We start from the raw sequence: 21,837 nt of genomic DNA on the forward strand, positions 1-21,837 counted from the left end.
AAAAAAGCCGTAGAACCGGCTTTTATTAAAAAACTTCTGTTATTGTCCCATCGCCAAAGCAGGTCAGGCGGGGAGCTCTATGCCGGATTCACGCATTCTGGCCAGCTTATAGCGCAAGGTACGATCGCTGATGCCAAGCTTTTCTGCCACCGCTTTGCGCTTGTAAGCACAGGCCTTTAACGTTGCCAGAATAATCCGGTGTTCCTGCTCATGTAATTCTGATTTAAAATCATCCGGCACAGCAGTGGTGCTATTATCTGTTGGCGGCTGCGTTGCTGTTGCTGATCCCGTTGTCGCCAACGACTGCGCCACGGGCGCTGCCAGCACACTTGCGGCACTACCATCTGCGGATAGCAAAATATCCGCCGGGGTGATCTGCCCGCCCTGACACAGAATAAGCGCACGCTGAATCACATTATCCAGCTCCCGGACATTGCCCGGCCAGCTGTGCTGCAGCAACAGCTTTATTGCGCTGTCACTCAGCGATAATACCGCCCGCCCCTGTTGCTGACAGTATTTACTGATAAGGTGCTTTGCCAGTGGTGCAATATCTTCCGGCCGCTCGACCAGGGCTGGCCAGTTAAGTGGAAATACATTTAATCTGAAAAACAGATCCTGGCGAAAGTCGCCTGCAGCGACCGCCTGCTGCAGGTCGCGATTACTGGTCGCCAGCACCCGTACATCCAGTTTAATGGTTTTACGGCTACCCAGCCGTTCCACTTCACGCTCCTGCAATACCCGCAGTAATTTTGCCTGCAGGTTTAAATCCATTTCGGTAATTTCGTCCAGCAGCAAGGTGCCGTGCTGCGCTTGCTCAAACTTACCGGGACAACCGGCGATGGCACCGGTAAAAGCGCCTTTTTCATAGCCAAACAGGGTCGATTCCAGCATATTCTCCGGAATTGCAGCGCAGTTAATCGCAATAAAAGGGCCCTGGGCGCGACCAGATTGCTGGTGAATATACCGGGCCAGTACTTCTTTACCGGAACCACTGGGGCCGGAAATCATTACACTGGCTTCTGAGCGGGCGACCCGGGCAGTGAGCTCAAGTAGCGCTATGCTGGCAGGAGCCGCTACCACGGGGGTCTGCGGGTTAGCCTGCTCGGCTAAGACATAACGGCTGACGGTGCTGAGCAATACCTGAGGCGCAAAGGGCTTAGCCAGATAATCAACGGCGCCGAGGCGGATGGCCTCAACGGCATCCTGGACATTGGCATAGGCCGTCATCATCAGCACCGGCAGTTGTGGATAATGCTGGCGTAAGGTTTTAAGCAATGTTAAGCCTGAAACTTCACCCATTTGCACGTCACTGACCACCAGTTGTACCTGTTGCTTTTTCAGCAACAATAACGCACTTTCGGCACTGTCAGCACTAAACACCTGATAATTTGCCAGGCTAAGCGTATCGCACAAGGCCTCACGCAAGCCGGCATCATCCTCTACTATCAGTATTGGGGTCGCTGTTGTCATTCGATACCTCTGTCTGGAGAGTTAGCTTGCTGGATATTCGCGTCAGAAAAATGAATTGGTAACTTAATCACAAAGCAGGCACCACAGTCGGGACGCTGTACATAGTGAACCTCGCCCTGATGCGAGTTAACCACGGCCTGCACCACCGCCAGCCCAAGACCACTGCCATGCTGGCGGCGACTGAAAAACGGCTCAAAAATATATGGCTGCACATCAGCTGCAATACCTGGTCCGTTATCCGTCACGGTAAAATGTAAAGCGCCGGCCTGTTGCTGCACTGAAATATGAATATGGGCACCATTTTTCAGGGCCTGAATGCTGTTCTGAACAAGGTTATTTACTGCACCGGCCAGGCTGCTGATATTTCCCAATAAATACACGTCCTGACAACGGGTGCTGATGGTCAGTTGCGCCTGATGCTGCTGTAACAAAGCCTCAGATACCGCATTAATTTCGTTAAGCAGACTTTGCAAGGTAAAAGGCTGTACCGCCTGCGCAGTGCCGGCGCGGGCAAACAGCAGCATATCATTTACCTGTTGCTCCAGATCATGCAGCCTTGCCAGTAACTTCTGCTGAAACTGCTGTTGTGAGGCGGCATTAAGTTTGCTGCTGCCCAGGTTTTCCGCATACAACATGGCAGACGACAGCGGTGTCCGGATCTGATGTGCCAGAGTTGCCATCATTTTGCCGAGAGTGGATAGCCGCTGTAAGTGTGCCAGCCTGCTTTGCAGCTGGCGGGTCTGGGTCAGATCGGTCAGAACAATAAGTTGACCGGGTTCAGGACTGAGCGGGCTGATTTCAAGCTTTACCCGCCGGCCATCTTTTAACGATACTTCCAGCCCATCATCACTGCGCGGCGCAAAGCAGCGGGTTATCACGTCCAGCCAGAGCTGACCCAGTAAGGGTTGACCCAGCATTCGGGTTGCTACCGGATTGGCTTCTGAGACAACGCCTCTGGCACTTAGCAATATCACGCCAGCAGGCAACACATTTAGAATATGTTGCAGCCGGTTGTCCGCCCGGTTGTCGGGGCTGTTGGCCGGAGCATTGTCGGAGTTACTGGCAGTAGTATGACCAAACGCTGCTAACGCCTGACTAACCACCCTGCCCAGTTCCCGCTGACCCGGTATTGGCTGACTGCGCAGCGGCGCAGCGTTATCTGAATGAACATAGCTGACAGTTGGCATAAGCTACCTGATCTCACTGCAAATAACAGAGCAGATGCAGAGACTATGCCAAGGTTAAGATGCTGAATATAATGACAAAATTAGAATTAAAACCGTCAAACGCTTGACAGCGCACCGTTATTCATCGCGCCCGAGATTGTACTTACGCATTTTTTCGACCAGGGTAGTACGGCGCAGCCCCAGCACTTCAGCTGCCCGGGCAACGACATAGTCATGGTGCTGTAAGGCCTCAGATATCAGCTGCACTTCAAGTTCAGCAAGGTATTCTTTCAGGTCAAAATTACCCGCGGCCATATCACTGAGTTGCGGTAAACTTATCGCTGTATCACTGTGTGCTTGCTTGCTTTGCGACAGACTGTCGGAACCGCTGCTATTTTCATCTTCGCTGTCATCAGCGCTGGCGGCGAATAAATCATTGAGCATATCGCGTTCAAGCAGTGCCTCCGGATATTCTGGCTGATAGCTGTCCACATCCAGATAACAATACTTTTTCGGAAGCTCGGCCACATCCACTACCTGATCCGGATACATGATCAGCATCCGCTCCAGTAAATTTGCCAGCTCGCGCACATTGCCCGGCCAGCTATGCAGTTTCAGACTCTCCAGCGCCCGCTCGGTAAACCGGATCCGGCCATGATGTGCACCAGCCTGCCGGTTTAGTAGTTCCTGGATCAACAGGGGTAAATCCTCACAACGCTCACTAAGCGCCGGTGTTTCAATCGGAAACACGTTAAGCCGGTAGAAAAGATCTTCCCTGAACTGGCCTTCAGTGATCATATGCTCGAGATCACGGTGGGTAGCAGCAATAATCCTGACATCGGCTTTAATAGTCTGACTGCCCCCTACCCGCTCAAAAATACGCTCCTGTAATACCCGCAACAGCTTGACCTGCATGGGTTGTGGCATGTCGCCAATTTCATCCAGAAATAAGGTACCACCCTGCGCCAGTTCAAACCGGCCTTTACGGGTAGATATTGCGCCGGTGAAGGCGCCTTTTTCGTGACCGAATAACTCACTTTCCAGTAACTCAGCCGGAATGGCACCGCAGTTAATCGGCACAAAAGGACCTGCCGCCCGGTTTGATAATAAATGAATATTGCGGGCGACTACCTCTTTGCCAGTACCAGACTGGCCCAATACCAGCACGTTTGCATCAGTTTTAGCGACTTGTGAGATTAAAAACCGGACTTTTTGCATCGGCTCGGTCTGGCCAACCATACCATCAAACTTCAGTGTTGTTTCAGTCAGACGCTGGCCCGGTAATAACCGATGATATTGCTGACAATCGCGCAGCAACTGGGTAAGGGTATTGTAAGAAAAAGGTTCGGTAAGCAACCCCACCGCATTCGGATACTGCAGCAACGGGCTTAGCGGCTCACCAATCAGCAAAAATGCACATCGTGGAAAACGTAACAACAAATCCGCATGCTCTGCTTCACCAATAGCACCCAGCAGCACCACCGCAGGTGTATCAGGAGCCAGCTGTTGCAGCAACGCCTGATCACTCACTATCTGGTGTGGTTCGTTAATAAAGCTGAGTACTGTCGAAAGACGTTCGGCGCGCCGTTGCTGAGAATCTGTAATGTAAAGAGGAGGATGTGCTGCCATTGTGCCGCATTATTGTTATTGCTTTGATTTCATTGTACTGCGCTAACCTGAGCTTGCAACCAAAAACGCTATTTTTTTGACAGCTGTCAAAAAAATAGCGTTAGTCTGATAATGAATGAAAAGTACGCTGAATTATATTGCTATCAGCCTAGCAGTGTTAACGCTTGCTGCTGCTGAATACGGGCCTGCATTGCCACGCTGGTCGAGCTTTGGCTCAGAATATCTGCTGCCGTTTTATCACTGGTTGCTTTGGCAAAATCTAAGTCTTCAATCCGGCTGCGGGCAGCGGACTCGGCAATTTGCTGATTATTCAAATTACTACCGGCACTGGCAAAGCGATTTGCCTCGGCACCCGCCTGTGCCTGCAAGCTGCCAATCAACTCTATCGAGTCGGTTATTCTGGTCAGTGATTGCTCAGCAGATGTAGCCGAGCTGAAATCGATATTAAACGCATCTTCATTTTGCAATGCAGTTTGCACATCGGTCGTGGTCAGGTTTACTGAGCCGTTACCGGTACCAAATGCTACGCTGGCATCAGCACCGAACAATTTTTTACCCGCAAATTCTGTATTATCAATCGTTTGTTGAATATTCGCCAGATAACTATCTGCTTCTTTCTGCAATGCCTGCCGCTCTTGTGCACCATAAATGCCATTGCCGGCGACCACAGCTAACCGGTTCAGTTCACCCAGGTTATCGTTAATACCCTGCAGCCCTTGCTCGTATACCCGGGCTAACGACACACCATCGTAAGCGTTGCGTTCGCCCTGCCCTTTGGCACTAATACTGCTTCCCAGCTGATTAGCAATTTGCAAACCGGCGGCATCATCAGCCGCACTGTTTATCTGACGAGCCGTTGCCAGTTTTTTCAGCAAACCTTCCTGTTGCTGCTGAGCCTGATTCAGACTGTTTAAACCCGTTGAATTATTCAGTTTCATAGCAATACCACTTAAGCAAAGAAATTGGCTATAGTTTAGACGATCTGCCAGCGAAGCACCAATTTCGTATGCAACAGACGAGGGCTAAGGCAGTAGCTGGCTAACATTATAAGTTTATTAATCTTATTTTGGGCACACTTTATGCTTAGAGCAATTTGTGATAAGAACGTTGTATCCAAGTCAGAACGGCAGCACAATGCCGGATAATTGTTTGAGGGCACGCTATGTTTGATGGAAAAACCATTTTAATTACCGGTGGTACTGGCTCTTTCGGTCATAAATACACCGAAACACTGCTGGCCCGTTACAAACCCAAAAAAATTATTATTTATTCTCGCGATGAGCTAAAGCAATACGAAATGCAGCAAAAATTTGACCAAAGCTGCATGCGCTATTTTATCGGTGATGTCCGTGATGCGCAGCGGATGAGCCGCGCCATGCATGGTGTAGACTTTGTAATCCATGCCGCAGCGTTAAAGCAGGTGCCTGCTGCCGAATATAACCCAATGGAATGTATCCGCACCAATATTAATGGTGCTGAAAATGTGATTAATGCTGCACTGGATAACAATGTAGAAAAAGTCATTGCCCTGTCCACCGACAAAGCGGCTAATCCGGTAAACTTATATGGCGCGACCAAGCTCGCCTCGGATAAGTTGTTTGTCGCCGCAAACAATATATCAGGTGGCACCCGGCCCCGCTTTTCAGTGGTGCGTTACGGTAATGTGGTGGGTTCACGCGGCTCAGTAGTGCCATTTTTTCAGCAGCTGATTGCCAAAGGCACAGATCATTTGCCTGTTACCCATGCCGAAATGACCCGGTTCTGGATCAGCCTGCAACAAGGCGTTGACTTTGTGTTGAAAAATTTTGAGCGAATGCTCGGCGGCGAGATATTTGTTCCTAAAATTCCATCAATTCGTATTATCGACCTGGCCAAAGCAATGGCCCCCGACTTACCCGTTAAAATTGTTGGCATCCGTCCGGGCGAAAAGCTACATGAAATGATGTGTCCTGGCGATATGTCTTACCATACCTTTGAGTTTGCCGACCATTATGTAATTGCCCCGGCAATAAAGTTTTTTAATCGCAGCAATGACTTCAGCGGCAATGCCTTGGGTGAAACAGGACAACCGGTAGCAGCTAATTTTGAATATGTGTCTGACACCAACCCTGAATTTATGGATATAGCTACGATTCGCCAGTTTAATCAGGACTATGCATAAGTGATCCCTTACGGCCGTCAAAATATCAGCCAACATGACATCGATGCGGTGATCGAGGTATTGCAAAGCGACTTTTTAACTCAGGGGCCGGCAGTGCCAGCTTTTGAGCAGCGGCTTTGCGAGTTAACAACAGCGCAGTACTCGATTGCTGTAAATAGCGCAACCTCGGCACTACATATTGCCTGTCTGGCATTAGGCGTCGGCCCCGGCAGCCGAGTCTGGACCTCACCCATCAGCTTTGTCGCCTCGGCTAATTGTGCCCGCTACTGTGGTGCCATGGTCGACTTTGTCGATGTCGAACCAGATACCGGCAATATGGCCGTCGACCAGTTGCGACAAAAGCTGGAGCAAGCACGCGCCAGTGATACCCTACCGCAGGTGGTAATACCGGTGCATCTGGCAGGTGCTAGTTGCGATATGCAGCAGATACATTATCTTGCTAATGAATTTGGTTTTAAAATTATTGAAGATGCATCACATGCCGTCGGTGCCAGCTATCAGGAGGAGCCTGTCGGTTGTTGCCGTTATAGTGATATCACCGTGTTCAGTTTTCACCCGGTTAAAATTATTACAACAGCTGAAGGTGGCGCAGCACTAACTAATCATCAGCAACTGGCAGATAAAATGCGATTATTGCGTAGCCATGGCATTAGCCGTGATGATGCGCAGATGACCGAACCCAGCCATGGTGCCTGGTATTATCAGCAACTGCTACTAGGTCTTAATTACCGTATGACGGACCTTCAAGCCGCATTAGGCTTGAGCCAGAGCCAACGATTATTACCCATCATCCAGCAACGACAGAGACTGGCCGAGCATTATCATAAGCTACTTAGCCATTTGCCACTTGGTTTACCCAAGCCTGAGCCATTTAACATCAGCGCCTGGCATCTGTACATTATCCGGTTTAACGACAAAACAAAACGCCAGCAGGTATTTGATGGCATGCGCGCGGCCGGCATTGGTGTAAACGTGCATTATATCCCAATTCATACCCAGCCCTATTATCAGCAACTGGGGTTTGACTGGGGCGATTTCCCGCAGGCAGAAGATTTTTACGAACGGATTATCAGTCTGCCAATGTATCCGGAGCTAACCGGTAAGCAACAGCAATTTATTGCCGATAAATTAAGAGAACTACTTGAATGAGAATTGCAATTATTCCTGCCCGTGGTGGTAGTAAACGCATTCCGCGCAAAAATATTAAAGATTTTTGTGGCAAACCTATTATTGCTTATCCTATTGAAGCGGCATTGAATAGTGGTGTGGTTGATAAAGTAATCGTTTCTACTGATGATGAAGAAATTGCCAGTATAGCCAGACAATACGGTGCAGAAACACCTTTTGTTCGTAGTAGCAGACTTGCAGATGATTATACCGGTACAGTAGCAGTGATCCGTGATGCAATCTTGCAGCTGCAACAAATCGGCTGGACACTCACTGAATGTGCCTGTATCTACGCCACTACTCCGCTGTTAAATAGTGAACGTATCGCCGAGGCTTACCAATTATTGTTCGATAGCCATGCTGATTTTATATTTACTTGTGCTCGCTTTTCCTTTCCTATTCAACGAGCTTTGCTAAAAACAGACCAAGGGGGTGTAATTCCCTTTGATCCGCCAAGCGTTCCTAAGCGGTCTCAGGATTTGCCCCCAACTTTTCATGATGCAGGACAGCTTTACTGGGCTGCAGTTGAAACCTGGATGGACCCGGCAAAACATATTTACTCTGCCGACTCCAGAATGTTGTTGTTACCCGAACGTTTAGTTCAAGATATTGATACCCAAGAAGATTGGGAGCACGCAGAGTTGCTGTATAAAGTCATGCAGAGCCTCGGTCAGTGAATATCCTGTTTCGGGTAGACGCATCAATAACTTTGGGTAGTGGTCATGTTATGCGTTGCCTGACATTAGCAAGTGCTTTACGAAATAGTGGAGCCATTTGCGATTTTGTCTGCCGTATCCAACCCGGTCACCTTACCGAAACTATTCAGCAGCAAGGTTTCAATGTTTATCATTTGCCAGCGGCCTTACCAGATCAAAATGCCGATGCACAGGCAACATTATCCGTACTGAACAAAGATTATGCTTTACTGGTGGTTGATCATTATCAGCTGGCAGCAGATTACTGCAGCAGACTTAGAGCATGCTGCAGATATATTATGGTAATTGATGATTTGGCAAATCGGCTGCATGACTGTGATATTTTATTAGATCAAAACTTGTTTGCCAAACCAGAGCTTCGTTACACAGCGCTAGTTCCTGCCAACTGTAAATTGTTACTCGGTCCACACTTCGCTCTGCTACGCCAGGAGTTTTATCAGCAACAAGACAACACTTTGCCGCTGCATATTCTGGTTGGCTTTGGCGGCAGTGATGAGCAAAATTTAACCCAACTCGCCATTCAGGCAATAAAACAGTTAAAGTTGCCAGACTTAACAGCCGATATCGTAATAGGGACGAATAATCCGTGGCGAACCAGTATTGAACAACAAATAGCGTGTCTGCCTAATTTGACGTTACATATTCAATGTAACTATATGGCTAAACTCATGCACCGGGCACAGCTTATGCTGGGTGCAGGTGGCAGCAGCCATTGGGAGAGATGTATTTGCGCTTTGCCGGGACTCATTGTTACCGTTGCTGAAAATCAGCAAGCGACAACGGCGTACTTAGACGAATTAGGCGCTTGTGTCTGGTTGGGTCAGGCTGCTGACATGTCAGCACAGCGATTTGCAGAACAATTATTCTATTACCTTTCACAACCAGAACTACTGAATGAAATCGGCCAGACAGCAGCCTGTATAGTGCCCTTAAACGCTGGCACAATGAATGTAGTAGCAGCAATACGCAATGTCTTAATGTCGTAATGCAACAACCTTAGTCAGTGGGAGTACAGATGACAGTAATAAAACTTGGTAATCGTCTAATCGGTTCTGATAAAGCACCTTTTATTATTGCTGAGATGTCCGGTAATCATGGACAGTCATTGGAAAAAGCGATGGCATTAGTTGATGCCGCCGCCGCCGCCGGAGCGCACGCCTTAAAACTACAAACCTACACTCCAGATACCATTACACTGGATGTTCATGAGCGTGAGTTTTACATCGCAGATAAAAATAGCCTATGGCAAGGTAACTCCCTGTATAACCTTTATAAAACTGCAATGACGCCATGGGAGTGGCATAAACCAATTTTTGATTACGCCCAGAGCAAGGGAATGCTGGCTTTTAGTTCCCCGTTCGATTTGACTGCTGTCGATTTTCTTGAATCACTGGATGTGCCTTGCTATAAAATCGCGTCCTTCGAAAATATCGATCATGCTTTGTTAGCAGCCGTAGCAAAAACGGGTAAGCCGGTAATAATGTCTACCGGTATGGCTACACAAGGTGAATTGGCTGAATCGGTGCAGGTATTGCGCGATAACGGCTGTAATGACCTAATATTGCTAAAATGCACCAGCAATTATCCGGCACGACCAGTTGATGCAAATCTGCTTACTATTCCACATTTAGCGCAATTGTTTAATTGCCAGGTTGGCTTATCCGATCATACCCCCGGCGTTGGTGTTTCAGTTGCGGCCGTTGCTCTGGGGGCCACAGTAATTGAAAAACACTTTGTACTGGATAGAAATGGCGGAGAAGTTGATGCAGCGTTTTCGCTGGAGCCTTTTGAGCTTAAAATGCTGGTGGAAGAGACAGCTCGCGCCCATGATGCATTGGGCAAAGTGCATTACGGATGTACCGATAAAGAAATCGCTTCCCGCATCCACCGTCGCTCTTTATACATTGCTAAAGATATGCGTGCTGGTGATGTTTTTAACGCTTCAAACCTTCGCTCTGTTCGCCCCGGTCTTGGCTTGGCACCAAAGTATCTTGAACAGTTTATCGGCAAAAAAGTTAAGCAAGACGTAATAAAAGGAACACCATTAAGCTGGGATCATTTGTGACAGATAATCTGGAAAAACCAGCCATTTTACTAACCAGTGCAGGTGCAAAAATTCCAATGTTGCAAGCTGCCAGAGAAGCATGGTTACGTCTGTTTCCTCAGGGGGAAATTATTGCTGGCGACAGCCAGCAATTGGTAGTAAGCAAAGCATTTGCCGACAGTTTCTGGCAAATGCCTGTTACAGCGCAGTCAAATAAAGCTGAACTGAGGCGCGGCTGCTTGGAGCGTAACATCAAAGCTATTCTACCCAGCCGGGATGCTGAACTAATGTTCTGGGCTGAAAATAAAGACTACTTTGCAGAGGCCGGAGTTGAAGTTATTGTATCGACGTCTGCCGGTATTGCACGCTGCCTGGATAAACTGGCTTTTGCTGACTTTGGGCGGCAGCTTCATTTGCCCTTTATACCTACATCCTTGCATCTGGATGATATCAGCGCAAAGCAGTTTGTTGTTAAAGAGCGGTTTGGCGCAGGATCTAAATCGATCGGCCTTGCGATGACAAAGGCGCAAGCCATTGAGCATGCCAGATTATTGCAGGCGCCCATCTATCAACCAATGCAGTCTGGCTTTGAAATCAGTGTCGATGCCTGGCTGAACAATGACGGCAGTGTAAAAGGCGTGGTACTGCGACGGCGCGACAAAGTTGTGGCGGGTGAGTCACAAATTACGACTACTTTTACCGATACGGCTGTAACACTGAAAGTCAGCTATATATTGGAGCAACTGCAACTTTCAGGTCCGGTAGTTATGCAAGCAATCATTGACAGTAAAGGTCTGCCTCATATTATTGAATGTAATAGCCGGTTTGGTGGTGCCTCGACATTGAGTATTGCTGCCGGGCTCGACAGCCTGTACTGGAGTTTTTTAAGTGCCATGAGGCCAGACATAAAATTACCCGATTTTAATCCCGCCGAAGGTCAGATAAGACAACTGCGTTACAGTATGGATACCTATCAATATGATTCTGATATTTGATCTGGATGACACACTATACGATGAACGCCAGTTTGTCGAAAGCGGCTTTCGTGCTGTAGCTAATATGGCGCAGCAGCGCTGGCAACTAGATGCCGGCGCCGGTTTCCAACGATTATGTCAGTTGCTTGACAGCCGGGGACGGGGCCGTATTTTTGACGATTGGTTGGGGCCGCACAACTTAGCCACTAAATCGAATATCAGCGACTGCGTGCGCAGCTACCGCTTGCATAAGCCGGTTCTGACACTGCCAAAAGCCCATCGTCAAATGCTGCAAACCTTACCCGGACCACTTTATCTTGTCACGGACGGCCATAAAATAGTGCAGCAAAATAAAGTTGAAGCGCTTGGCTTAGCACCTTATTTTAAGCGTGTGTTTATTACCCACCGTTTTGGCATAAAACATGCGAAACCCTCTACCTATTGTTTTGAAATAATCCGAAAAGCAGAGCAATGCCGCTGGCAGGATCTGGTCTATATCGGCGACAACCCGACAAAAGATTTTGTTAACCTGAATAATAAAGGCGCACAAACCATCCGTATTTTAACAGGCTGCCATAAGGATCTGCAGGCTCAACCTGGCTATGACGCTAAAACCAGGCTGCATACTCTTACTGAGCTGATGCCGTTGACAGAAGGTAACCTAATTAATGTCTGATCATGCAAAATTTACCGAACATCGCCACTCACTGGGATTTATTGAAGCGATGCCCAAGCCCTCAGAGGCAGAGTTGCAGGCACATTATAACGCTAAGTACTACCAGGTACCTGAAGGTTCTTACCACAGTGCCTATACTGAGCAGGAGTTGCAGTATTTTCATAATATCGCCAGTGTGGCTCATCGCGTAGCGCAGCAGAATAATTTGCCTCATAGTTTGTTGGACCTTGGCTGTGGTGAAGGTTTTTTTGTCAACGCGTTTGCAACCTTTGGATGGGAGCTCGCCTGCTGTGATTATTCAGATTTTGGTATTAGTAAACATAATCCACATTTGTTGCCATATTTCCAGCAAGGCAGTATTGAACAGAGCCTGGAGCATTACAAAGGGCGTACCTTTGGCTTGATTAACCTGCAAAACGTGCTGGAGCATGTGCTGGATCCATTCCAAACCATGACGATACTTAAGCCCTTGTTGTCAGCTAATTCAGCGCTACGAATTAAAGTACCAAATGACTATTCGGATTTTCAATTAGCCTTACAACAACAAGGTTTTACTGACAATACCTGGTTTGCACCACCGGAACACCTCAGTTATTTTAACCAGGACAACTTAAGCAGTTTTATCTCAGCTTGTGGTTATCGCTTATTATCGTTACAGACCAACTTTCCTATCGAAGTGTTCCTGACCAATCCACATTCTAATTACTGGCAAGACAGAAGTCTTGGCAAACAAGCGCATTTTAGCAGGGTATTTTGTGAAAATTTTTTAATGAGCAAAAACATAGACAACTATATTCGCTATGCTGAAGCCAGTGCGGCACTGGGCTTTGGCCGAGAACTTATCGCTTATGTAACACCTGAGTAAGCCTTACTTACGGGAATGAAAAATGAACAACAAAGCAAACACCAATCCACTGGTATCAACAGATTCATCAGCAACAGAAGCCAATAGCCGCAAAAGTTTCTATCAAACCTTTAGCGATTGTCCGGTACCGCCAGCAGAAATGCTGAACAATTTAGGCCTTTTTATACGTCGTCAGGATTTGTCGCGTATTATGTTTATGAATGAATTGTACCAAAAGGCATTGCCAGTGCACGGCGTAATTATGGAGTTTGGAGTACGTTGGGGGCAGAACCTTGCGCTATTCTCATCATTTCGCGGCATGTATGAACCCTACAACTATAACCGCAAAATCATTGGTTTCGACACATTTGAAGGATTCCCGTCAGTTTCTGAGAAAGACGGCAAAGATAATGTGATTAAAAAAGGCGCTTACAGTGTCAGTGAAGGTTACGAGCACTATCTTGACGACGTATTACAGTACCATGAGTCAGAGAGTCCGCTCAGCCACATTAAAAAATATGAAATTGTTAAAGGCGATGCGACAGAAAAACTGGAACAGTACCTGGCTGAGAATCCTCAAACCATTATTGCTATGGCATACTTTGATTTTGATATTTACGAACCGACAAAAAATTGTCTTGAGTTAATTAAAGGTCATTTAACCAAAGGCAGCGTGATCGGTTTCGATGAACTAAATTATCACAAATTCCCTGGTGAAACCCTGGCATTAAAAGAAGTCTTTGGCTTAAACAAATACGCAATAAGACGCTCGCCACTCAGCCCCCTTACCTCTTATATCGTTATAGATTAGTGCCAGTATTAGTATATTTTTAAAGCAAAATGTACGTAACCAACTTAAAATATGAGAGTTACCAGTTTAAAACAGTGTCGCATTTTTATTATAAATACCGACAGGTAACTCTCATCGTGCATCCTGCCAACCTAACCGTTAAACACAGTCTTTTCATTTAACTCATTAATATATAGTGGTGGCAAATAATTTAGTTAGATACAACAAATCTGTCTGCAATGCCCAAATTAATTTCAACTGAAGTTCAATCCAGAACTTACAGCGTCTTGTTTTACCGGATTTTTTATAAAGTCATCTTTGGCATCAAGCAAATAACACCGCCAGAGTTTTAGTACGTGGTTAAATCTTTCCAAATCTTTTTCTGAATTGTCCCAAGGCAGCATCTTGGTTAAGATACTGAAAAAATAATTAGAACTACCATAAAAAAGATAAAAAATAATATTTTCCTTATCAGATGACTCATCTATTAGAAGTTTCCATTGCTTATCAATCAGGTCTTTTGCTTGTTGATATCCTGAAACTTTTACATCTATCAAATCACACCATCTATCAATACTTGCTGCAAGCAGGCTCAAATCATAATCAGCAAGAATCTGACGGGCGCAGTTCTTATTCCCTTTTTTGTAATAAGCTAACTTACATATTTTTTCGCAGATACTAGCTGCATCATCTTTTTGCTGAATAATAATGTTTGCTGGATCCAACGGCGCGGTGCCTTTAATAAACGCGCCATCACTGCAGTTATAGACCTCAACTTTGTTGGGTATATCGGCTAAAACCTTTTCGATAAGCTGGCGGGATACATCAAACTCCGGTTTAGTATAAACAAAGGATCTAAAGTTTCCCTTAACTGGAAATCCGCTACCGTAGTGCTGCTCATAATTAATAATCTCCTTACCACTTTGATTGTAATAAGCAGAATGTTTTGAATGATGACGGGTAATATCGGCATAACCTAAGTCAATACCAAACAGGTACATTGTTTTAAACCCGAGCTTAATTGCGTAATTGATAGCGAGATTTGATACTGTCGGATAAGCATAGGACAAAGACGCAATACTGAAGCCTTGTTCAGTCATCCCCTTTCTGAAAATTTGGGTTGAGGCCTCACCATCTTTAAAAGCCAGATAGGTTTGTCCAAAAAGAGAAGCGGTGTCAGGATGAACACCATTTACAGATAGCAAATTAATCTGTTTTAAATAAGAAGCATCGTCAATCTGGGTAATCCAGTCATAATTTGCTCTGTTTTGCTCAACTTCTGCATGAAAGTCTGGCTGTACTCCCTGTTTATACAATGAACGTATCGCTGTACCGCAACTTATTACCACTACGTGGCTTCGATACTGCTTAATAAAGTCAATGCTAGTATCCAAACTGGGGCCATTGCCGATGATAAAAACAGGTAACCCGGCACTTAATTTATAACTCTCCTGCGGCAACTCTGCTTTTAAAAACTGATGGCCTGCTTCAATACTTAAATAGCTATGCCCAATACCAAATCGAGCGTGATCATAAAACTCGCCCATTGTCAGAACGACTTTTAATTGACGACGCAAACTGTTTATTGCACTGTATAATTCTGGCGTATAGTACGCTGGAAACATATAGGTATTAGCAATGGCATAAGCACCTACCTGATAAAACTGCCCCATAAAATCATTAAAATACTCTGCACCATCGCCACCGATATTAAAATATATTCTTTTATTATTATTTTCTGCGTCGAGTAAAATTGCTGACCAGTCAGTTACAAACACACTGGCATAAAAAAAATCGAGATTAGGCTCACACACGTAAAGATTAGTTATATCTCTTTGCTGATATAAAAGTTCAATATGCTTACCAAGCGCAACGCCAAAAACGATTAAAGAATCTACTGCTACTGGCAATGGATGTTTTTCAGATTTGAGCGCCAGAAAAAAGTCACGTAATTTTTTTATATATTTAAAATGAATGTAGCTTGCAAGTTTATCACTGGCAGCTTGCCCTACTATAACATCGTCTTTAAAAGGCTCAGCCAGATACTGCTTTACCAGTTTTTCTGAATCTTCTAAAAGATCCTGGTAAAGAAATATTCGCCTGTCTTTATGATAGAGATTATCTAATCCATCATTATCTTGCGCTAGTAGCCAGGCCGTTGGTTGGTAGACTGACAATAATTGATGGAGCTCAGGATACAATTTAGCAAATGCAAGCATATTCCGGCTAAACAAGGTGGTATGCTCAGTTTGTAGGACTGTGGATAATGGTTGAAAACCTAATATATTCTTCGGATGCTCTGCAACATAATCTGTAGCCATGTTAAAACCACGAAATTGACGACTCTTTCGCTGCAGCTCCTCAGGTTTTCCAGTGTTTTGGTGTAAAAAAGCAATTATCTCATCCGACACTGGATGGCACAGATGGCGATACAGGTATATTTTTTGTAAGTCAGGAACAATGTAGAGTAATTCCTGAATATCTTCAGCAATTGAGGCTCCGGCATTGCCAAACTGAAATGATAGCTGGGTACCGGTTGCTGCAGCCAATTCAAATATTTGCTGCCAGTCCGTGCTTTGCACTGAGCATGCGATATTGTCGAGCTCTGGCTCATAAATGATCAAGTATTTTATCCGGGCACTCTGCAGCAGCGGAACTATGTGGTAGCCCAGCCCAAAACCAAAAACCATCAGCACATCAATAACCGCAGGTAGCGGTTCGGCATCGCCACCCTGGCATGTCTCATCTAAAAAGATAACCGGTGCCTGCCTGACAAAATCCTCTACTTCCTGTTGAATCTCCTGTTCAGGTGTTGCACTGTAAATAACCCGGCCAGTTATAATATCGACAATATTTAGCTGGCCGCTATTGGTACAGAAAATCGAATGCTTCTCGACATTATGCTGTTGAATAATTTCTAAAATCTGTGGATTAAAAGTTTGAAAGGCTTTGAGATTGAGCTGAACGGTTTGCTGAATTAACGGGGAGATTTTTTGTTCTAATTCGTTTTGTGTTTGTTCATTGCCCAGTTGGTAGTTAATAAATTTGAGCATCTGTAACCCTGACTTTTATCGTTATCTGTTTTCACCATACATCTTCTCAGCTTTTTTTCTGCGTTGCGAACGCAAAATGCCACTGGCAATCACTGTTTTCTCGGCGTTTAACTTTGCGATCACGTCGGACAACCAATGAAGCTGCTCAGTTAAAAAAAGTGAATACTCAGATTCAGAGTGCGTTAAAGCATCAGCCGGTCTCACTTTTAATAGCTGATTGAGTGTAGCAGCTTTTGCTGCCACATCTTCAACTAAGTAGCCTTCCACAGCCATGATCTCATCTATCTGCTGTCGAAGACCTGTTACTTCTGCGCTGAATTCAGCAAAACGTGTCACTAAGCCGCTCCCTGCGCTTTCAGCTGCTGCAACCGATAACCCTCTTCACGGTCCTTAACTGAAATCTGATCCCAGGCTGATTTGATTGTTAACAACAGCTCCATAACATCAGCAATTTTCTCGATACTATTTTCTCTGCTGGCTAATATAAGGTGGTTAACCATAAAATCATACAGTGAAGCCAGATTGTCAGATATCTCAGCACTTGCATCCATGTCCAGACAGCTCTGTAACGAACTGATAATGGTTATGCCTTTTGACAGTGTGGAAGACTTTCCAGCAAAATCTTTGCGCTCAATACACCCTTTCGCCTTTGCCAGGTTTTCCAACGCCCCTTGCATCAGCAACTGAATCACCCGATGCGGATCTGCAATAGCTAAATCATCTTTTATACCGACAGCTTTATAAGCTTTAATTCCATAACTCATGGTTAACCCCACTAATTCGATTTATTGGTGCTAAATCCGGGCAAACTTGACAGCTGCGCCGTCACTGTAGATGCCATATTCTGCATTGAACCTAACAATGCATCCAGCGCTGTGTAACGACTACGTAAAGTTTGTTCGAAGCTTTCTATATATCGGTTGGCCGCCTCAAAATCTTTAGTATTTTTATCAATTTGTGATTTAAGTGTATTTTCTTTGCTGGCGATAATGCCGCCACTTTGGGTAAATTCACTTAAAAAATTATCCAGGGTTGCAGCTAATCCTGTTTCACCACCGAAGAAGGTTGCCACAGCATCGTAGTTTTCATTGAGAGCCCGGTCGAAACGAACCCGGCCTGAGTCACCACCAAACTCAGCGCTGCTCGATATCTGCAGCTTGCCGTTTTCCTGAAAAGTAATACCCATAGAATACAGAGTCGACAATGATGCGTCAGCGCCGTCCACGACATTACCCAGTAATCCACGTAGCTGGTTCATAATGTTTTTTGGCATTTGATCGGTCGCTAAATCACCGCCCTTACCCGTCACCGTTTTGCCATCCGGCCCCAAAGTACGCTTTTTAGTAAGATCCGCAATCTGGTCAATCAGAACGTTGTAATTATTCACAAAATTTTGGATATTTTCTTCAGCAGATGCATTATCTGTTGCAATATTTACTGCGGCATTTACCCCATCAGGCGTAACGGCTTTAACTGTCAGCGAGACATCCTGGATAACATTACTAAAGGTATTGCTCGCGTTGGTGGCTACTATACCGTCAATTTCGATGATAGCATCTTTAGCAAACTGACTGGTATTCAGCCCTGCAGTTGCGCCAGTGGGCACAGTAGAAATACTGTCAAGCTCAGCGTTATTATTGGTAATGACTAAATCATTACCCAACCCGGTTTCATTTGAAGTCAGCACAAGCTTGGTACCTACGGCACCACCTGCGTTAATAATGTTGGCATTGACACCAAAGTTATCTGTCTGCGTATTAATTTGTTGACGCAACTCATCTAAGGTCATGCCGGCGGTAACGGCGACATCAAAAGTCTTGCCATTGGCAGCAAATGTTAAGGTACCATCTGTAGTGGATATCACATCATCAGCGCTGCCAAACGCAGCATCAGCGCTCTCAAGTCGGCTGCCTGAGGCTAGCTGAGTGACCTTAATATCGAAACTGGCTGCTGCGGCCGTGTTTGAGGCAGATGCTTCAATATAGGTTTTGTTTTCTGTTGGCTGGGTTACGGTGGCCACTCTGGCATTAAGATTATTGCCTGCCAGTTTTTTTACCGCATCCTGAAAAGCTGACAGGGCAGACTTGAGCTGCCCAACGCCAGACAAAGAGGTGTCTAAAGTCGCTTTAGTGGTATTAATTCTTCCGAGTTTACTATCCCGCTCCACTTTTACCAAAGTAGAAACTAACTCTTCCAGTGGCAAACCTGACGCTGAACCAAGAAAATTAATACCAGACATATTTCACCTCTACACTTTGTTGTCAATTAGCAGGCCGATAGATTGTCCCATTTCGTCCTGTAACCGTTTAATATCCTGGGCAACTTTTAACAGTTCCTCGGTTGGAATTTGTTTAATCAGTTCGTCTGTTTCAAAGTCTACCACTTTAATTACAGAACGACCCGACAGATCATCAATTGAAAAACTCAGTGAACGTTGTTCCAGGGAAACGGCCTGGTTTACCACATCAACAGCTTGTTGTAATTCAGTTCTGCTGACCTGTGTCACAGGCCTTGCTGTCTCAACCGGTGCCGTGGCTACTTGCTCTGCCGTTGTTGGCTTCAATATTTTGTCAGGCGTCGCAGGCAACATCACTACAGAAGCACTGCTAGCATTTATTGTGCTCATTGTCAGACTCCTTATCGGCACGCAGGGTGAGAAGTTTAACTGAGCTTCTCACCACCACGTGTATTAGTTTAACCCAATAACGATAAAGCTGCCTGTGGCCGCTGGTTTGCCTGCGCCAATACTGTAGTACTGGTTTGCTGCAAAATTTGCTGCCGGGTCAACTCTGCTGTTTCCTTGGCAAAGTCTGTATCACGGATCCGGCTGCGAGCGCCTGACACGTTCTCAGAAATGTTGGTTAAGTTACGGATAGTTGACTGGAACCGGTTTTGGATAGCACCTAAGTCAGCACGTTTCCCATCAATTGCTTTAATCGCACTGTCTACCAATGCAATGGCACCAGAAGCACCTGTAACTGATGAAACAGTTAGTGTGGCTAAGCCCAGGCCAGCAGTACCCCAACCAGCACCAGGAGCGGTCCGACTCAGGTTAACACTGATATTCTGGTTGGCATTAGCGCCTACCAGAAACTTAGCAGAGTAGTTACCGCTAAGTAAGTTTTGGTTACCAAACTGAGTCGTTGTAGCGATACGGCTCATTTCGATTTTAAGTGCTGAGACTTCTTTTTGCAGCGCAGCACGGTCGTCATTACTGTTAATACCGTTCTGTGACTGGATTGCCAAAGTACGGATCCGTTGTAATGAATTGGTGATTTCTTCCATCGCGCCTTCAGCTACCTGAGCAACTGAAATACCATCGTTAGCATTTCGTGCAGCCTGATCCAGACCATTCACCTGACTGGTTAAACGGTTTGAAATCTGCAGGCCCGCAGCATCATCAGCTGCGCTGTTGATCCGAAAACCTGAAGATAAACGCTTGAATGCGGTATCAAGCGCATTACCTGAATTAAATAACTGACGCTGCGCGTTCAGCGACGAGGTATTGGTGTTTACATATAAAGCCATGAGTCACTCCTTAAATTCTCCGCCTCATTTGGGCTGAGAACTTGATTGTTAAAAGACGGTTTAGCCGTTAGCTTAGCCAAGCTGCAACTTGGCTTACTTAGGGTATCGGCCGAACTTAATAAAACTTTAGGTAAAATTTTTTATTTTTTTCACGGATAGAATCATGGCAAAAAGAAGCAGTAAACCGACGCCACAACAATAGTAACGTCCGGTTTAAAAAAATTGAAATGGTGTCACTCCGCAACGCCATAGTAAGCCTGGCAAAGCTCGCCGGTTACATGACTGCAATCATGAAACTCTTATCCGGCGTATAGCAAATAATTATCTGTTACTATCCTAAAATACTGAGTGCCGCCTGAGGCCGCTGATTAGCCTGTGTCAGCACAGTAATGCTACTTTGCTGGATAATCTGACTTCGGGTTAATCCGGATGTTTCCTTGGCATAATCAGTATCTCGAATCCGGCTACGGGAAGCAGAGACATTCTCACTGATATTACTCAGATTACGTATCGTTGTTTCCAGCACATTTTGTAATGAACCAAATTCGGTACGAGCGCTATCTACAGTCAACAACGCGCCGTCAAGACGCTGCAAGGTGTCTGCGATATCATCTGTGCCCAGGGCAATACTGGCAATGTTCAGGCCACTGCCATCACTACCAAACGCTGTTGACAATTCGATACTGATTTTCTGTCCGGCGTTGGCTCCTATTTGAAAAACTGCCGCCATGGCTGATCCGTCTAACAGCTTTATACCGCCAAACTCCGTATTGTCAGCAATGTTCTGAATAGTAGCTGTAAGCTCGTCAAATTCTTGTTGCAATGCATCAATATTAGCGGCTGAGTTTATGCCATTCCCTGATTGAATAGTCAGCACACGCAACCGCTGTAAGCCAGTTTGAATTTCTTCCAAACCGCCCTCTGATACCTGAACCAGTGAAATCGCATCATTAGCATTTCGCACCGCCTGATCCAGGCCATTAACCTGACTTGTCAGCGTATTAGAGATGACTAAACCGGCGGCATCATCTGCCGCCCGATTAATACGTAATCCTGATGCAAGACGCTCGTAGCTGGTCGCCAGACCAGAAGTGGCATTATTCAGCAGCCGTTGAGATGTCAACGACGACTTATTTGTATTCACCACAAGTGTCATATTACTGCTCCTGTGTAAAAGCCTGTTGCAGCCGCGATAACATCACGGCTTTTGGTTTTACTGCAGTAAGCTTAACGCTGCCTGTGGCCGCTGATTTGCCTGCGCCAATACCGTAGTACTGGTTTGCTGCAGGATCTGAGTACGGGTTAACTCAGCAGTCTCCTTGGCAAAGTCGGTGTCTCGGATCCGGCTACGGGCGCCTGATACGTTTTCAGAAATGTTGGTTAAGTTACGGATAGTTGCCTGAAACCGGTTTTGCACCGCACCTAAGTCGGCCCGCTTACCATCAATGATGCCCACTGCACTGTCAATTAATGCCAGAGCGCCAGATGCACCCGCAACCGTTGATACGGTCAACGCTGCCAGGCCCAGACCCGTGGTACCGAAACCACCGGTACGAGACAGGTTTACGCTGATATTCTGGTTTGCGTTGGCACCCACCAGAAACTTGGCAGAATATGTC

At 45.9% G+C, this 21,837-nt stretch carries 21 protein-coding genes; 9 read left to right on the forward strand and 12 right to left on the reverse strand.

Annotated elements, in window-relative coordinates; translation table 11 throughout:
• Positions 1 to 63: 63 nt before the first annotated feature.
• From R3187_RS12965 to R3187_RS12980, 4 genes are all read right to left on the reverse strand, one after another.
• Positions 64 to 1,470 (reverse strand): sigma-54 dependent transcriptional regulator, encoded by a 1,407-nt coding sequence (locus R3187_RS12965; protein ID WP_318967477.1) that lies wholly within the window; start codon positions 1,468 to 1,470, stop codon positions 64 to 66.
• Positions 1,467 to 2,657: a sensor histidine kinase gene (locus tag R3187_RS12970; RefSeq protein WP_318967478.1), complete on the reverse strand. Its 1,191-nt coding sequence runs from the start codon at positions 2,655 to 2,657 to the stop codon at positions 1,467 to 1,469. Before R3187_RS12970 ends, R3187_RS12965 begins: the two co-directional genes overlap by 4 nt.
• A 117-nt stretch (positions 2,658 to 2,774) precedes the next feature.
• Positions 2,775 to 4,265 (reverse strand): sigma-54-dependent Fis family transcriptional regulator, encoded by a 1,491-nt coding sequence (locus R3187_RS12975; protein ID WP_318967479.1) that lies wholly within the window; start codon positions 4,263 to 4,265, stop codon positions 2,775 to 2,777.
• Positions 4,266 to 4,408: 143 nt separating this feature from the next.
• Complete coding sequence (locus R3187_RS12980) at positions 4,409 to 5,203, reverse strand: flagellin (RefSeq protein WP_318967480.1); 795 nt, start codon at positions 5,201 to 5,203, stop codon at positions 4,409 to 4,411.
• Between the two features lie 224 nt (positions 5,204 to 5,427).
• On the opposite strand from R3187_RS12980, the gene pseB reads away from it, so the two are divergent.
• Genes pseB through R3187_RS13025 form a run of 9 tightly spaced genes read left to right on the forward strand, consistent with a single transcriptional unit; the run spans position 5,428 to position 13,658 of the window.
• Positions 5,428 to 6,426: a UDP-N-acetylglucosamine 4,6-dehydratase (inverting) gene (gene pseB / locus R3187_RS12985; RefSeq protein ID WP_318967481.1), complete on the forward strand. Its 999-nt coding sequence runs from the start codon at positions 5,428 to 5,430 to the stop codon at positions 6,424 to 6,426.
• Complete coding sequence (gene pseC / locus R3187_RS12990; protein WP_318967482.1) at positions 6,427 to 7,575, forward strand: UDP-4-amino-4,6-dideoxy-N-acetyl-beta-L-altrosamine transaminase; 1,149 nt, start codon at positions 6,427 to 6,429, stop codon at positions 7,573 to 7,575. It abuts the gene before it with no gap.
• Positions 7,572 to 8,270 (forward strand): pseudaminic acid cytidylyltransferase, encoded by a 699-nt coding sequence (gene pseF / locus R3187_RS12995; RefSeq protein WP_318967483.1) that lies wholly within the window; start codon positions 7,572 to 7,574, stop codon positions 8,268 to 8,270. Before pseC ends, pseF begins: the two co-directional genes overlap by 4 nt.
• Positions 8,267 to 9,295, forward strand: coding sequence for a UDP-2,4-diacetamido-2,4,6-trideoxy-beta-L-altropyranose hydrolase (gene pseG, locus R3187_RS13000; protein ID WP_318967484.1), 1,029 nt, complete (start codon positions 8,267 to 8,269; stop codon positions 9,293 to 9,295). Before pseF ends, pseG begins: the two co-directional genes overlap by 4 nt.
• A gap of 29 nt (positions 9,296 to 9,324) precedes the next feature.
• Positions 9,325 to 10,374: a pseudaminic acid synthase gene (pseI, locus tag R3187_RS13005; RefSeq protein ID WP_318967485.1), complete on the forward strand. Its 1,050-nt coding sequence runs from the start codon at positions 9,325 to 9,327 to the stop codon at positions 10,372 to 10,374.
• The gene (locus tag R3187_RS13010) at positions 10,371 to 11,348 is read left to right on the forward strand and encodes an ATP-grasp domain-containing protein (RefSeq protein ID WP_318967486.1); all 978 of its coding nucleotides are present in this window, start codon (positions 10,371 to 10,373) and stop codon (positions 11,346 to 11,348) included. Before pseI ends, R3187_RS13010 begins: the two co-directional genes overlap by 4 nt.
• On the forward strand, positions 11,332 to 12,003 hold the full coding sequence (locus R3187_RS13015) for an HAD family hydrolase (protein ID WP_318967487.1): 672 nt from the start codon (positions 11,332 to 11,334) through the stop codon (positions 12,001 to 12,003). The genes R3187_RS13010 and R3187_RS13015 overlap by 17 nt, the downstream gene beginning before the upstream one ends.
• Positions 11,996 to 12,868 carry a class I SAM-dependent methyltransferase gene (locus R3187_RS13020; protein ID WP_318967488.1) on the forward strand — a complete coding sequence of 291 codons (873 nt, stop codon included), beginning with the start codon at positions 11,996 to 11,998 and terminating at the stop codon, positions 12,866 to 12,868. Before R3187_RS13015 ends, R3187_RS13020 begins: the two co-directional genes overlap by 8 nt.
• A gap of 22 nt (positions 12,869 to 12,890) precedes the next feature.
• Positions 12,891 to 13,658 (forward strand): hypothetical protein, encoded by a 768-nt coding sequence (locus R3187_RS13025; protein ID WP_318967489.1) that lies wholly within the window; start codon positions 12,891 to 12,893, stop codon positions 13,656 to 13,658.
• A gap of 233 nt (positions 13,659 to 13,891) precedes the next feature.
• Here R3187_RS13025 and R3187_RS13030 read toward each other — a convergent pair whose 3' ends face one another.
• The 8 genes from R3187_RS13030 to R3187_RS13065 all read right to left on the reverse strand — a co-directional run.
• Complete coding sequence (locus tag R3187_RS13030; RefSeq protein WP_318967490.1) at positions 13,892 to 16,690, reverse strand: 6-hydroxymethylpterin diphosphokinase MptE-like protein; 2,799 nt, start codon at positions 16,688 to 16,690, stop codon at positions 13,892 to 13,894.
• A gap of 21 nt (positions 16,691 to 16,711) precedes the next feature.
• Positions 16,712 to 17,026: a hypothetical protein gene (locus R3187_RS13035; RefSeq protein ID WP_318967491.1), complete on the reverse strand. Its 315-nt coding sequence runs from the start codon at positions 17,024 to 17,026 to the stop codon at positions 16,712 to 16,714.
• Positions 17,026 to 17,454, reverse strand: coding sequence for a flagellar export chaperone FliS (gene fliS / locus R3187_RS13040; RefSeq protein WP_318967492.1), 429 nt, complete (start codon positions 17,452 to 17,454; stop codon positions 17,026 to 17,028). The genes R3187_RS13035 and fliS overlap by 1 nt, the downstream gene beginning before the upstream one ends.
• Positions 17,455 to 17,465: 11 nt before the next feature.
• Positions 17,466 to 18,929 (reverse strand): flagellar filament capping protein FliD, encoded by a 1,464-nt coding sequence (fliD, locus tag R3187_RS13045; protein WP_318967493.1) that lies wholly within the window; start codon positions 18,927 to 18,929, stop codon positions 17,466 to 17,468.
• A gap of 9 nt (positions 18,930 to 18,938) precedes the next feature.
• Positions 18,939 to 19,316 (reverse strand): flagellar protein FlaG, encoded by a 378-nt coding sequence (locus tag R3187_RS13050; RefSeq protein ID WP_318967494.1) that lies wholly within the window; start codon positions 19,314 to 19,316, stop codon positions 18,939 to 18,941.
• Between the two features lie 68 nt (positions 19,317 to 19,384).
• Positions 19,385 to 20,218: a flagellin gene (locus tag R3187_RS13055; protein WP_318967495.1), complete on the reverse strand. Its 834-nt coding sequence runs from the start codon at positions 20,216 to 20,218 to the stop codon at positions 19,385 to 19,387.
• Between the two features lie 331 nt (positions 20,219 to 20,549).
• Complete coding sequence (locus R3187_RS13060; protein ID WP_318967496.1) at positions 20,550 to 21,374, reverse strand: flagellin; 825 nt, start codon at positions 21,372 to 21,374, stop codon at positions 20,550 to 20,552.
• Positions 21,375 to 21,431: 57 nt separating this feature from the next.
• On the reverse strand, positions 21,432 to 21,837 hold a 406-nt coding region (locus R3187_RS13065), incomplete at its 5' end, for a flagellin (protein WP_318967497.1).

Source organism: Arsukibacterium sp., assembly GCF_033721375.1.
In the GTDB taxonomy this organism is placed as follows: Bacteria; Pseudomonadota; Gammaproteobacteria; order Enterobacterales; family Alteromonadaceae; genus Alishewanella.

Excerpts from the sequence above, each read along its gene's own strand:
- fliD (WP_318967493.1), bottom strand. The coding sequence starts at position 18,929 with ATGTCTGGTATTAATTTTCTTGGTTCAGCGTCAGGTTTGCCACTGGAA.
- R3187_RS12965 (WP_318967477.1), bottom strand. The coding sequence starts at position 1,470 with ATGACAACAGCGACCCCAATACTGATAGTAGAGGATGATGCCGGCTTG.
- R3187_RS13050 (WP_318967494.1), bottom strand. The coding sequence starts at position 19,316 with ATGAGCACAATAAATGCTAGCAGTGCTTCTGTAGTGATGTTGCCTGCG.
- R3187_RS12975 (WP_318967479.1), bottom strand. The coding sequence starts at position 4,265 with ATGGCAGCACATCCTCCTCTTTACATTACAGATTCTCAGCAACGGCGC.
- pseF (WP_318967483.1), top strand. The coding sequence starts at position 7,572 with ATGAGAATTGCAATTATTCCTGCCCGTGGTGGTAGTAAACGCATTCCG.
- R3187_RS13060 (WP_318967496.1), bottom strand. The coding sequence starts at position 21,374 with ATGACACTTGTGGTGAATACAAATAAGTCGTCGTTGACATCTCAACGG.
- R3187_RS12980 (WP_318967480.1), bottom strand. The coding sequence starts at position 5,203 with ATGAAACTGAATAATTCAACGGGTTTAAACAGTCTGAATCAGGCTCAG.
- pseI (WP_318967485.1), top strand. The coding sequence starts at position 9,325 with ATGACAGTAATAAAACTTGGTAATCGTCTAATCGGTTCTGATAAAGCA.
- R3187_RS13055 (WP_318967495.1), bottom strand. The coding sequence starts at position 20,218 with ATGGCTTTATATGTAAACACCAATACCTCGTCGCTGAACGCGCAGCGT.
- R3187_RS13020 (WP_318967488.1), top strand. The coding sequence starts at position 11,996 with ATGTCTGATCATGCAAAATTTACCGAACATCGCCACTCACTGGGATTT.
- R3187_RS13025 (WP_318967489.1), top strand. The coding sequence starts at position 12,891 with ATGAACAACAAAGCAAACACCAATCCACTGGTATCAACAGATTCATCA.
- pseB (WP_318967481.1), top strand. The coding sequence starts at position 5,428 with ATGTTTGATGGAAAAACCATTTTAATTACCGGTGGTACTGGCTCTTTC.
- R3187_RS13030 (WP_318967490.1), bottom strand. The coding sequence starts at position 16,690 with ATGCTCAAATTTATTAACTACCAACTGGGCAATGAACAAACACAAAAC.
- R3187_RS12970 (WP_318967478.1), bottom strand. The coding sequence starts at position 2,657 with ATGCCAACTGTCAGCTATGTTCATTCAGATAACGCTGCGCCGCTGCGC.
- R3187_RS13015 (WP_318967487.1), top strand. The coding sequence starts at position 11,332 with ATGATTCTGATATTTGATCTGGATGACACACTATACGATGAACGCCAG.
- fliS (WP_318967492.1), bottom strand. The coding sequence starts at position 17,454 with ATGAGTTATGGAATTAAAGCTTATAAAGCTGTCGGTATAAAAGATGAT.